Origin of the sequence: Phreatobacter stygius (assembly GCF_005144885.1) — a bacterium.
Lineage (GTDB): Bacteria > Pseudomonadota > Alphaproteobacteria > Rhizobiales > Phreatobacteraceae > Phreatobacter > Phreatobacter stygius.
Genome location: NZ_CP039690.1, coordinates 6,312,130 through 6,324,797, shown reverse-complemented (window position 1 = coordinate 6,324,797; position 12,668 = coordinate 6,312,130). Strand labels below are relative to the sequence as shown.

The 12,668-nt window shown below is 66.0% G+C and carries 10 protein-coding genes; 5 read left to right on the top strand and 5 right to left on the bottom strand.

Annotation, left to right across the window (positions count from 1 at the left end; all coding sequences use genetic code 11):
* Positions 1-110: 110 nt before the first annotated feature.
* Positions 111-509, bottom strand: coding sequence for a hypothetical protein (locus tag E8M01_RS29900; RefSeq protein ID WP_136963494.1), 399 nt, complete (start codon positions 507-509; stop codon positions 111-113).
* A 297-nt stretch (positions 510-806) separates the two neighbouring features.
* On the opposite strand from E8M01_RS29900, the gene E8M01_RS29895 reads away from it, so the two are divergent.
* Complete coding sequence (locus E8M01_RS29895) at positions 807-2,747, top strand: ABC-F family ATP-binding cassette domain-containing protein (RefSeq protein ID WP_136964898.1); 1,941 nt, start codon at positions 807-809, stop codon at positions 2,745-2,747.
* Between the two features lie 9 nt (positions 2,748-2,756).
* On the opposite strand, the gene E8M01_RS29890 is transcribed toward E8M01_RS29895, so the two are convergent.
* Positions 2,757-3,440 carry a helix-turn-helix transcriptional regulator gene (locus E8M01_RS29890; RefSeq protein WP_136963493.1) on the bottom strand — a complete coding sequence of 228 codons (684 nt, stop codon included), beginning with the start codon at positions 3,438-3,440 and terminating at the stop codon, positions 2,757-2,759.
* A gap of 89 nt (positions 3,441-3,529) precedes the next feature.
* Between E8M01_RS29890 and E8M01_RS29885 the strand changes: the two genes are divergently transcribed.
* Positions 3,530-4,249, top strand: coding sequence for a glutathione S-transferase family protein (locus E8M01_RS29885; protein WP_136963492.1), 720 nt, complete (start codon positions 3,530-3,532; stop codon positions 4,247-4,249).
* A gap of 10 nt (positions 4,250-4,259) precedes the next feature.
* On the opposite strand, the gene E8M01_RS29880 is transcribed toward E8M01_RS29885, so the two are convergent.
* The 3 genes from E8M01_RS29880 to E8M01_RS29870 form a co-directional block, all read right to left on the bottom strand.
* Positions 4,260-5,432, bottom strand: a complete 1,173-nt coding sequence (locus E8M01_RS29880; RefSeq protein WP_170182134.1) for an MFS transporter — start codon at positions 5,430-5,432, stop codon at positions 4,260-4,262.
* Positions 5,429-5,881: a DNA polymerase III subunit chi gene (locus E8M01_RS29875; protein ID WP_136963490.1), complete on the bottom strand. Its 453-nt coding sequence runs from the start codon at positions 5,879-5,881 to the stop codon at positions 5,429-5,431. Before E8M01_RS29875 ends, E8M01_RS29880 begins: the two co-directional genes overlap by 4 nt.
* A 146-nt stretch (positions 5,882-6,027) precedes the next feature.
* Positions 6,028-7,524 (bottom strand): leucyl aminopeptidase, encoded by a 1,497-nt coding sequence (locus E8M01_RS29870; RefSeq protein ID WP_136963489.1) that lies wholly within the window; start codon positions 7,522-7,524, stop codon positions 6,028-6,030.
* A gap of 197 nt (positions 7,525-7,721) precedes the next feature.
* Here E8M01_RS29870 and lptF point away from each other — a divergent pair, with 197 nt between their 5' ends.
* The 3 genes from lptF (at position 7,722) to E8M01_RS29855 (ending at position 12,633) form a co-directional block, all read left to right on the top strand.
* Positions 7,722-8,900, top strand: a complete 1,179-nt coding sequence (gene lptF / locus E8M01_RS29865; protein ID WP_136963488.1) for an LPS export ABC transporter permease LptF — start codon at positions 7,722-7,724, stop codon at positions 8,898-8,900.
* A complete protein-coding gene (gene lptG / locus E8M01_RS29860; RefSeq protein WP_136963487.1) occupies positions 8,897-9,982 on the top strand; it encodes an LPS export ABC transporter permease LptG in 1,086 nt (361 codons plus the stop codon). The genes lptF and lptG overlap by 4 nt, the downstream gene beginning before the upstream one ends.
* Before the next feature lie 74 nt (positions 9,983-10,056).
* The gene (locus E8M01_RS29855; RefSeq protein WP_170182132.1) at positions 10,057-12,633 is read left to right on the top strand and encodes an LPS-assembly protein LptD; all 2,577 of its coding nucleotides are present in this window, start codon (positions 10,057-10,059) and stop codon (positions 12,631-12,633) included.
* Positions 12,634-12,668: the final 35 nt, after the last annotated feature.

Below are 12,668 nucleotides of genomic sequence, written 5' to 3'. Positions count from 1 at the left end.
TTCATAACTGGCCCTCTCCATTGCCCGACTCGTTTTTTGGTCAGGCAGACGGAGCTTAACACCAGTCAGAGGCGAGGAACGGTCGAATTCGGCGCAATTCGCGCGGATTGTCATCTGCGAATGGGGGTTGACGCGGCGATTGGCGTGGTTTCACGCCCCAATTCCTGTCCGTCACGCAGGAAGCGCAGCGTCACCGCGGTGGCGGCCTGGGTGATACCGGGAAAGTTGTAGCTGTAGCTGCGCTCGACCCGGCCGGCCGACCGGCCACACTGGGCTGTCGGTTCGCGCACCACCGTGACCTCGACCGCCAGCGTCCGCGTGGTGACCCCTTTGGCGATCGCCCGCACCAGCCGCGTGCAGTCGTCGGGCAGGTCGGCCTTGATGGCGAGCTGGACGACGCCGGATTTCCAATGCGCCTCGGTGGCGGTCGTCCGAATGGTCTGGGCGACGGCGTCAGGCGCCGAAACCAGCATCACGATGATGGCGCCGGCAGCAGGAAATGCACGCATGGCCTCAAGCTCCGTACGTGATGGATGGGCAGTTCAGGAAAAACATGCCGGCCGGATGACGCGGCGATGCGGCTCGAGCGCGCCGCTCCGTGCCCGTGCTGCGCCATGGCGAGGATGACCGGCAGCTGGTTGAAATGCCCGGCCGATGCGACCGCGTCGCGCCCCGCGCCTGCCTTTGCGTCCGGCCATCTTGGTCTCATCGGGAGGCCTGTCCCTGTCGAGTCCAGTCGCCGGAGATTAACATGCCGGCACACGCGCGTCTTGCGTGGAACCACGTCCTCCGTCACAAGCACCGCCATGTTGCAGATCAACGACCTTACCGTACGCGTGGCCGGCCGCGTTCTCCTCGACAAGGCCTCCGTCGCCTTGCCGCCCAATGCGCGCGTCGGCTTCCTCGGCCGCAACGGCACGGGCAAGACCACTTTGTTCAAGGTGATCACCGGCGAATACGGGGCCGACGAGGGCACGATCAAGCTGCCGTCGCGGGCGCGCATCGGCGGCGTCGCCCAGGAAGCGCCGGGCGGTCCGCAATCGCTCATCGACTTCGTGCTGCAGGCGGACAAGGAGCGTTCCAGCCTGCTCGCCGAAGCCGAGACCGCGACCGATCCGCATCGGATCGCCGAGATCCAGATGCGGCTCGTCGATATCGACGCCCATTCGGCGCCGGCGCGCGCGGCGGTGATCCTGGCCGGCCTCGGCTTCGATGCCGAGGCGCAGCTGCGCCCCTGTTCCGACTTCTCCGGCGGCTGGCGCATGCGCGTGGCGCTCGCCGCCGTGCTGTTCGCCGAGCCCGACCTGCTGCTGCTGGACGAGCCGACCAACTATCTGGATCTCGAAGGCACGCTCTGGCTGCAGGAATATCTGGCCACCTATCCGCACAGCGTGCTGCTGATCAGCCACGACCGCGACCTGCTCGATGCCTCCGTCGAGCACATCCTGCACCTCGACCAGCGCAAGCTGACGCTCTGGCGCGGCTCCTATTCGACCTTTGCCCGGTCGCGGGCGATCGAAATGGCGGTGCGCGAAAAGGCGATCCGCAAGCAGGAGGACCGGCGCGCCGACCTGCAGGCTTTCGTCGACCGCTTCCGCGCCAAGGCGAGCAAGGCGCGCCAGGCCCAGTCGCGCCTGAAGATGCTGGAAAAGATGGAGACGGTGACGGCGATCGTCGAGACCGACGTCGCGCCGTTCACCATTCCCCCGCCTGAGCGCAAGGCGTCGCCGCCGATCATCAATCTGGAAGGCGCGTCCGTCGGTTATACCGAGAACAAGCCGATCCTGAAGCGGCTCGACCTGCGGATCGACGACGACGACCGCATTGGCCTGCTCGGCTCGAACGGCAATGGCAAATCGACGTTCCTGAAGCTGATTTCCGATCGCCTGAAAGCCATGTCCGGGCGCGTGACTCGCGCCGACAAGCTGAAGATCGCCTATTTCGCCCAGCACCAGCTGGACGAATTGCGCCCGGAGGAGAATGTCTACCAGCACCTCCGGCGGCTGATGCCGAACGACGCCGAAGCCAAGGTGCGCGCCGCTTCCGCCCGCGCCGGCTTCTCGGGCGAGCGGTCCAACACCAAGGTCTCGGCGCTGTCGGGCGGCGAAAAGGCACGGCTCCTGTTCGCGCTTGCGGTGTTCGAGGGCCCTCACCTGCTGATCCTCGACGAACCGACCAACCATCTCGACATCGACAGCCGCGCGGCCCTGGTCGAGGCGCTCAACGGCTATCCCGGCGCCGTGATGATCGTGTCGCACGACCGCTATCTCCTGGAGGCGACGGTCGACCGGCTCTGGCTGGTCGCCGACGGCAGCGTGCAGCCGTTCGACGGCGACCTCGACGATTACCGCAAGATCGTCTTGAGCGGCGGCTCCGCGCAATCGGTCAAGCCCGGCAAGGGCACCGGCAAATCCGCGGAAAAGGCGTCGGCGGAAGCCGCCGAGCTGGCGGCCCAATCGGCCGCTCCGGCCGCCCCGGCGCCAGCCGTCGCGGTCGAAGCCAAGCCGCTCGGCAAGCTCGAAGCCAAGGCCATGGCCAAGAAGGTCGCCGAGATCGAGGCGTCGATGAAGCGCCTGCGCGACGATATCCAGAAGATCGACCGGATCCTGGCCCAGCCCGGCTATTTCAAGGCGCAGCCGAACAATGCCGCGGAAGCCTCCAGGATCCGCACCCAGCGGGTCGCGCAACTGGCGGAAGCCGAAGAGGCCTGGCTCGAGGCCAGCGCGGCGCTCGAGGCCGCGAGCTAGGGGCCGGTCTCATCCCTTGCCGAGCGTCTTGCGCCACTTGGCCCTGAGCTGGGTCGGCCGTTCCGGATGGCGCTCTTCGAGGAAGGTCGCGCTCAGCACACGATCGGTGCGGAAACTGCGGAAATCCTGGCGCGTCTCGCACCAGGCGACGACATGTTTGACCGCGTCGAAATAGCCGATGGCGACCGGCCAGATCTTGCGTTCGCTGACCCGGCCGTGTTCGTCGCCATAACCGATCAGCACCTTGCGGCCGGCATGGATGGCGGCGCGCACCTGCGCCATGTCGATGGCGTCGGGCGTCGCGGCCCAGACCGGCGGCGTGCGGGCGGCGGGCTCGAGCACATAGGAGCGCAGCCGCTCCGGCACGATGGCGGCGATCTTGGCGATCAGATCGTGCGCGGCGCGTGACAGTTCCGGGTCGCCGCGATGGGCCACCCATTGGGCGCCCAGCACGGCCGCCTCGATTTCCACCGATGTCAGCATCAGGGGCGGCAAATCGAAACCACCCTCCAGCACATAACCAATGCCCGCCTCGCCGCGGATCGGCACGCGCTGGCCCATCAGGGTGGCGATATCGCGATAGACCGTGCGCTTGGAGGTCTCCAGTTCGGCGGCGATCGCGTCCGCCGTCAGCGGTTTGCGGGTGCGCCGCAGGATCTGGATGATCTGGAACAGCCGGTCAGCGGGTCTCATGAAACGACAGCCCGTCGTGATGATGCTGACACCATGATGGCAGCAGGATGGCAGTAGGACAAGAGGGTGTTCCACATCAGGAGAAACCGATGATCACCCTGTTCGGCGGCGGCGCCCAGTTCGGCCTTCCCGAGGTCAGCCCCTATGTCACCAAGACCGAGGTTCAGCTCAAGATGGCGGGCCTGGCCTATGCCAAGGACTTCGCCATGCCCGAGGCCTCACCCAAGGGACAGCTGCCCTTCATTGCCGACAACGGCGCGCTGATCGCCGATTCGACCTTCATCCGCGCCCATATCGAAAAGACCTATGGCCACGACTTCGACGCGGGCCTCACCCCGGTCGAGCGGGCGCAGGCCTGGGCGATCGAGCGGATGCTGGAAAACCACCTGGGCTGGACGGCCTGTCCGGAGCGCTACCTGAACCCGGCGAATTTCGCCAAGGGTCCGGCCCGCTGGTTCGACCAGGCGCCGGAACCCATCCGCGCCAAGCTGCGCGAAGACCTCAAGGCGGCGGTCACCGCCAATCTCAACGCGGTCGGCATCCTCAGACATTCGCCGGCCGAGATCGTCGCGCTCGGCGAACGCTCGCTGGCCGCCCTGTCGCTCCTGCTCGGCGAGCGCGACCATCTGATGGCCGATCACCCGGTCGGCGTCGACGCGACGGCTTTCGCCATGCTGGCGCAGATTCTGACGCCGTTCTTCGACACGCCGCTGCGCCGTCGGGCCGAGGCCCATGCCAACCTGGTCGCCTATGTCGACCGGATGATGGCGCGCTATTACCCTGAGCATCCGTGGCGGCAGGCGGCGTGAGGCGCCGGCTTCAGCGAAACCGCCGGTACCAGGCGACGGTCAGGCCAACCGCCAGGACCAGGCCGGTGCTGGCGGTGGCGATCATGACCGGCGGATAGCCGAAGCGGGCGATCGCCAGGCTGGCCGGCAGGGCGATGAGGTAGATCGCGGCGAAAAACGTCGCATTGAACAGGGCCAGCGGCGTCGCCCGCGCTTCCGGCGGCGTGCCGTCGCAGATCCAGGCGGACAGAACCGGAAAGCCAATGGAATGGCCCATGCCGAAGACCAGGCCGGCGGCGATCGCCATCGGCAGGCTGTTGGCGAGTGCCGCAAGCGTCAGGCCGAGCGCCAGGACCACCGCCCCGCCGGCGACCACAAGGCGCCGGTCGATGGTTTCGAGCGGCCCGAGCAAGCCGAGCCGGACGATGAAGATCGACAGCGTGAAACTGGTGAAGAAGGCACCGATCGACAGGCCGCGCTCGAGCATGACCGGCGCCATGAAAGCGCTGACGAAACCGAACATCGCGCCGAACACGCAGGCCGCGATCATCGGCAGCGTGATCCGGCCCGACGACAAGAGCGCCCGCATGCCGCCGACCTGCGGCTCGGCTTTCTCGACCGGCCGCAAGGTCCACAGCAGCGGCAGGGCGAGAAGGCCCGGGAGCGAGCCGGCCAGGAAAAACGTGCGCGGGCCGAAGGCGTGGAACAGATATTCGGCCACCACCGGACCGAAGGCATAAGGCAGCGGCGCCATGGCCGAGAGCAGGCCGAACAGCTGGATGAAGCGATCCTGGGTCAGCCTGGTCGTGCCGTAGGTCATGACCGGCGCGTGGAACAGGGCAAAGCCGGCCCCCTGGACGATGCGCGAGGCAAAGGAGCCGGCGAAGGACTCATGGGTGAAATAGAGGCTGACGAGGCCGAAGGTGGTCAGAACGGCGCCGAGCCTGACCGTCGGCAGCAGGCCGAAACGGTTGGCGGCGGCCCCGGAAAACAGGCTCGCCAGCACCAGCGGCACGCCATAGACGCCGAGCAGGATGCCAATGTCGGCGTGGCTGAAACCGGCCTCCTGCCAGACGACGGCGAGGATCACCGCCTGCTGATTGGTCATCGCGGTCAGGAACACGATGGTTCCGAGGCGGATGAATTCGGAGCGCGCTTTCGGATCGACGAAGCCGGGTGGGGTCAGACGTGCCTCACCGGTCACGCCTTCTTCTCCCAGCGGCCGATATCGTTCTGCTGCCAATAGGTGCAGGCATGGCCGCCGCCCTTGGCCTCGCGCCATTGCTGACGCGCCAGATCGACGGCATCGGGATCATTGCCGTCGAACATCAGCACCAGCCGGTCGTAGCTCGCCACATCGGCGGGCAGCGCCGCGCCGTCGACCAGGAAGCGCACGGCCGCGCCATTGGCCCGGTCGGGCCTGGTGGTGATGAGGATCGGCTGGAGCGCGGCATCGGCCTCGCGGTCCGTGCCATGGGCAAGGAAGCTCTCGTCGGAGAAGGTCCAGAGCAGGCTGTCCAGCGCCTCGACGCGTTCGGGCGAGGCCGCTTCGACCACAACCTTCCAGCCGCGCTCGACCGATTTTTCGAGCAGCGTCGGCAGAACCTTTTCCAGGGGCTGGTTCTGCAGGTGGTAGAAGAAGACGTCGGTCACGTGGGTTCGGGCTCCGGATCTGCCGAGCATAGCCTGTCGTGGAACGGTCGTGACCCTCCGTCCCGACATGGCCAGCGGCCAGAATTGCCGCAGTGCACCAAACCCGCGCGACGGCCGGTGCGCCGGCCGCCGCGCCGGCGCCCAGGTCAGCTCTCGTAAGTGTCCTTGACGAAACGGTCGAGCAGCCTGACGCCCCAGCCACCGCCCCAGGAGCGGTTGAGGTCGGTCTTCGGCGAATTCATCGCCGTGCCCGCGACATCGAGATGGACCCACGGCGTGGTGTCGACGAAGCGCTGCAGGAACTGCGCCGCGGTGATCGCGCCGGCGAAACGGCCACCGGCATTTTTCATGTCGGCAAACTGGCTGTCCATGATCTTGTCGTATTCCGGCGTCAGCGGCATGCGCCAGACCTTTTCGCCGGTGGCCAGACCCGCCTCGCCCAGCGCCCTGGCCAGGTCGTCATTGTTGGAGAACAGTCCGGCATGCTCCTGCCCGAGCGCCACCATGATGGCGCCGGTCAAGGTCGCCAGATTGATCATGAATTTGGGCTTGAACCGGTCCTTGGCGTACCAGAGCACATCGGCCAGCACGAGCCGGCCTTCGGCATCGGTGTTGATGATCTCGATGGTCTGGCCCGACATCGAGGTGAGGATGTCGCCCGGGCGATAGGCATTGCCGTCGGGCATGTTCTCGACCACGCCGATCAGGCCGACGGCATTGACCTTGGCCTTGCGCGCGGCGAGCGCATGCATCAGGCCGACAACGACGGCGGCCCCGCCCATGTCGCCCTTCATGTCCTGCATGCCCTCGCCGGGCTTGATCGAAATGCCGCCGGTGTCGAAACACACGCCCTTGCCGATGAAGGCCAGCGGCGCTTCGCCGTCCTTGCCGCCGTCCCAGCGCATGACCACCAACTGGCTGTCGCGGGCCGAGCCCTGGCCGACCGCCAGGAGCGCGCCCATGCCGAGCTTCTTCATGTCCTTCTCGCCGAGCACCTCGACCTCGACGCCGAGATCGCCGAGCGCGCCGGCGCGGCGGGCAAATTCCGGCGGCGTCAGCACATTCGGCGGCTCGTTGACCAGGTCGCGGGCGACATCGACGCCGTCGGCCACCGCCTCGCGCGCCCGATAGGCTTTGCGCGCGGCCTTTTCGTCATCGACCAGCAAAGTGATATGGCGCTTCTTGGCGCCCTCGTCGCCGTCCTTCTTCTTGGTCTTGTAGCGGTCGAAGGCGTAGAAGCGCAGCCGGATGCCAAGCGCCAGATCGGCCGCCTGATCAGGGCTCAGAGCCCCCTGCCCGGTCTCGGCGATGATGGTTGCGTCGGTTGCCGCGTCCGGCAGCTTCGCGACGATCGTGCCGCCGAGCTTGATGATTTCAAGTTCTTTCCAGTCCGCCGGCTTGCCGACGCCGGCAACGATCAGCCGGGTCACCGGCAGCTTGTCGGGCGCCAGGATGTCGATGAACGAGCCGGCCTTGCCTTTAAAGCCATCGGCGGCGGCGGCGCGGGCCAGAATATCTCCGGCGGGTTTGACGAGGCTCGCGGTCCGGGCTCCCGGCGCAAGGTCGGGTCCGACAAGCACCACGGCGAGGCCCGAGGCCGGGCTGGACAAGGCGGCGAAGGTGATCTTGATGATATCTGGCATGAACCACAGCTTGGGGTCGGATGGGAATCAGGCGCAAGCGCATCACTTTGACACTATCTGGCAGATGTGGCGCGGGGGAGACGCATCAGCTGGAATCGAAGCCGCGAGCTTGCCGCGCCGTTGCCACGATCGCCTCTTAGGCGTCTTTGTCGAGAACATGCGGACCTTCATCCAACGGCCGCAAGCATGGGCCGGAAATGGAATCGCTCGAACGCTATATTTTCCGGCAGGCCGCGGTCGCCTTCGTGGGCGGCTTGTTCGTTCTCACCCTGGTGGTCTGGATTACCCAGGTGCTGCGCCAGCTCGACCTCGTCACCAATAGCGGCCAGACGATCGCGCTGTTCTTCCTGATGACCAGCCTCGGCATTCCCGTGCTGGTGACCCTGATCGCGCCGATCTCGCTGTTCATGGCGATCGTCCAGACCCTGAACAAGCTGAACGGCGATTCCGAACTGATCGTCATGGCGGCGGCCGGCGTTTCGCCGGTCCGGCTGATGCGGCCGTTCGTCATGCTCACCGTGCTGGTCTCGGTCATGGTCGGCGTTCTCGCGCTCTACCTCACGCCATCGTCGATCCGCTATTTCCGCCAGCTTCTCACCCAGGTGCAGGCAAACCTTTTGACCGCCATCGTCCGCCCCGGCCAGTTCACCCAGGCCGACCGCGGCCTCACCTTTCATATCCGCGATCGTGCGCCCGGCGGCGTGCTGCTCGGCATCGTCGTGTCCGACAGCCGCGACCCGGCCCTGCAGATGACCTATGTCGCCGAGCGCGGCGTCATCAGCGAACAACCGCAGGGCACGTTCTTCGTCCTGGAGCGCGGCAACCTGCAGCGCCGCGAAGTGAAGGACGGGTCGACCTCGATCGTCGTGTTCGACCGCTATGCCTTCGACCTGTCGCAACTGACCCAGGCCGCGGAAACCATTTATAGACCTTCGGAACGCTATACCTACGAACTGATAAACCCGGACCCCGCCGATCCCATGCTGGAGCGGTGGCAGGGCCGGTTCCGACAAGAGCTGCACGATCGTTTCAGCGCGCCGCTCTACCCACTGGCTCTGATGTGTATTGCGTTCGCCATGCTGGGACACGCACGTACCACGCGGCAAAGCCGCGGCGCGGCGATCGCTGCGGCGATCGTCGCGATGGCGCTCGTCCGCGGCATCGGCTTTGCCGTTTCCGGCATGGCGGCGACGCGCGCGTGGGCGGTGCCGTTCGTCTATGCCGTGCCGCTGTCCGGCATCGTCATCTTCGGCGCGATGGCGCTCGGCTGGTTCAGGCCGCGCGTGCCGGCCGCGATCAGCCGCGCCGTGAGCGATTTTTCCGACCGCATCGCCCAACGTTTCACCGAGCGCTTCGCCTCCGGGGGGCAGGCATGATCGGACGGACGTTTGCGACCTATATGACGCGAAAGTTCACCGGAGCGGTGACCGGCGCCTTTTTCGGCACGTTCGGCCTGGTGCTGATCGTCGATTTCGTCGAGCAGCTGAGGCGGGTCGAGGATTCGCGCCGGGCGCCGACCCAGCTGATCGCGCTCCTGGCGATCTATCGCGTGCCGGCCTTCATCGAAGTGGTGCTGCCATTCGCCGTGCTGGTCGGCGCGATGCTGTGTTTCCTCGGCCTGTCGCGCAAGCTGGAGCTGGTCGTCGCGCGCGCCGCCGGCCTGTCGGCCTGGCAGTTCCTGGCGCCGGCGCTGGCCGTGGCCGCCCTCATCGGCATCGCCGCCGCGACGCTCTACAATCCGATCGCTTCGGACTTCCGCGAGCGCGGCATGCAACTCGAATCGCAGCTGTTCGGCCGCGCCTATGGCGCCGATTCACGCAATGACTTCTGGCTGCGCCAGGCCACCAATGGCGGCCAGGTGGTGATGAATGCGGCCTCCGCGACGGAGCGCGGCCGACGGCTCTCCGGGGTCACCGCGCTGGTCTATGGCGCGGATAACGGGTTCCTCAGGCGGATCGATGCCGAGACCGCCGAACTGAACGACGGCTACTGGACCCTGCACAAGGCGCGGGTGACACCGGTGAACGTCGAACCCGAGAACCACGCGACCTATCGCCTGCCGACTCAGCTCACCCCCGAGCAGGTGCGGCAGAGCTTCGTGATGCCCGAGCAGGTGTCGTTCTGGGAGCTTCCACAGTTCATTGACCTGGCTCGCAAGTCGGGGCTGCCGAGCGCCCGATTCGAGCTGCAGTACCAACTTCTGCTCGCCAGACCGCTGCTCCTGATGGCCATGGTGCTGGTGGCTGCCGCAGCGTCCTTGCGGTTCGCGCGACTGGGTGGGCTCGGACGAACAATTCTAGGTGGCGTGGTCGCCGGATTTTTGCTTTACGTGGGCTCCGAACTCGCGGGGAACCTGGGGCGCTCCAATCTGGTGCCTCCCGTGCTCGCTGCGTGGTCGCCTGCATTCATCGGTGCGTTAATGGGTTTCATGGTGCTTTTGAAGCAGGAGGATGGCTGATGCGTCGCGCACCCAGCCTTCTTCCCGCCTTTCCGACCCGAATCGCCCGATCCGCCATTTATGTGTCGGTGAGCGTGGCTGCGCTTCTCGTCGCATGGGGTGGGTATGCGTCTCTGCGCGCCCAGACGGGCGAGCGGGCCGATACGTCACAGCTGATCATACCGGATCCGACGCGCGTCGATTTGCCGCAGCAGTCGCGCGCGCCGGGCGGCGGCTCGCTGGGCGCGGCGCTGCCCTCGCCGGCCCCGACCTTCTCGCAGACATCGCGCAACGTGCCGATGCATGTGAATGCCAACCAGCTCGTCTATGACGAGCGCTCGGAACGGGTCACGGCCCGCGGCCGGGTGCAGATCTATTACGACGGCCGCACGATCGAAGCCGACCAGGTCAGCTACGACCGGCGCAACAATCGCGTGCGTGCCACCGGCAATGTCCGGATCACCGAACCCTCGGGCGTCATCGCCCATGCCCAGGACATGGAGTTCGACCAGGACTTCCGGAACGGCTTCGTCCGCTCGCTCAACATGGAGACGCCGGACCGGCGTTATATCGGCGCGGCCAACGTCACCCGCGAGGGTGGTGAAACCACCACCTTCGAGCGCTCGACCTATACGGCCTGCGACTCCTGCCGCGACGACCCGTCCCGGCCACCGACATGGCAGATCAAATCGAAGCGGATCATCCACAGGGAATCCGAGCGGACGATCTATTTCGAGGACAGCCGGGTCGAGATCTTCGGCACGCCGATCGCCTATATTCCCTACATGTCTTCGCCGGACCCGTCGGTCCGCAAGGCGTCCGGCATCCTCATGCCCAATGTCACCGGCTCGAACCGGACCGGCATGGGCCTCGAAGTGCCGTATTTCTGGAACATCCAGCCGAACTACGATCTGCTGCTCGCGCCGCGCTACTACCAGCGGCAGGGCTTCATGCCGATCGCCGAGTGGCGGCACGGCTTCGAAAGCGGCAGCTACAGCATTCGCGGCGCCGGCATCTGGCAGCGCGATCCCTCGGTCTTCGTCTATAGCGATGGCGTCACGCCGGAAGTCGGCAATCGCGAGTTCCGTGGCGTCATATCGACCACCGGCAGCTTCCGCATCACCGATCGCTGGTCTTTCGGCTGGGATCTCAATCTCATGTCCGATACGGCGTTCCTGCGCGATTATTCGCTCACGCTGCCGGGACAGACCGAGGCGAATTCGAGGGTCTATCTGCGCGGCCAGGGCGAGCGGAGCTGGTTCGACCTGTCGGCCACCCGTTATGTCGGCATCACCGCGACCGACGTCGACAACAAGATCCTGCCGGTCACCCATCCGGTGCTCGATTATTTCCGGGTGCTCGACCAGTCGGTCCTGGGCGGCGAGTTCTCCTGGCGCGTCAACATCACCAGCCTGACGCGCGAGGCGGCCGATCTGTCCGCGCGCGATCCGCTGACGCCGATCACCTGCTTCGCCACCCAGCCAAAGACCGGCACCAACCTCCTCCTTCCGTCAAATTGCCTGGTCAACGGCATCGACGGCAATTATTCGCGCGCCTCGATCGAAGTCGCCTGGCGTCGTCGCATCATCGACGCATTCGGCCAGGTCTGGGAGCCCTTCGCTTCGCTGCGCGGCGATGTTCTCGGCTACCAGTTGCGTGACCACGGCAAGGTGCTCGGCTCGTTCACCAATCTTGTCGAAAATGACGGGCGAACCCTGGTTCGCTTCATGCCGACGGTTGGTCTGACCTATCGTTATCCGTTCATCGCGGCGACCGAATATGGCGTGACCACGGTGGAACCGATCATCCAGGTGATCGCGCGGCCGAACGAGCAGGCCATCGGCCGGATGCCGAACGAAGACGCGCAGAGCCTGGTGTTCGACGACACCAACCTGTTCTCGGCCAACAAGTTCTCGGGCTGGGACCGGGTCGAGGGCGGCGGCCGGCTGAACTACGGCCTGAACATCACGCACCGCTTCGTCAATGGCTCGTCCGTCAACGTCATGTTCGGCCAGTCGGCCCACCTGTTCGGCATCAATTCCTTCGCCTATGGCGACCCGAGCTTGACGCCGGCGGCTTATGACGTTGCGAGCGCCGGCGCCAATTCCGGCCTCGACAAGCCGCGCTCGGACTATGTCGGGCGGTTCACCTATCAAGTGAACCGGGATTTCCGGCTCCGGGCGAGCGGCCGTTTCGACGAGCATTCGCTCGGCGTTCAGCGCGGCGAGCTGGAGGCCACCGGCCGTGTCGGTCCGTTCGCCTTCACCGGCACCTATGCCTATCTGGCGCCCCAGCCTGTGCTTGGTTACCAGGTGCCGCGCAGCGGCGTCGGCGCGGCGGTGTCCTATACGGTGGCGGAAAACTGGACGCTCTATGCCGCCGGCCGTTATTCGTTCCAGCGCCAGAACCTGCTGGCGACGGCGACGAACGGCTTGTCGCTGGCCGAGACCAACAAGGTCGAAGGGATGACGCTCGGCGTCAACTATCTCGACGAGTGCTTCCAGTTCGGCGTCTTCTACTCGCGCGACTTCGCCGCCACCGTCGTGAGCAATGGCACGAGTTATGACACCCGCGACGTCCACCGCTTCATGTTCCGCTTCAATGTTCGCACCGTCGGCGACTTCACCGTGTCGCAGAACGTCTCGAACTGGTTCAACCCACCGACGCAATGATCGGCCATCGCCCTGATTGCGCCACCGTCTTGCGC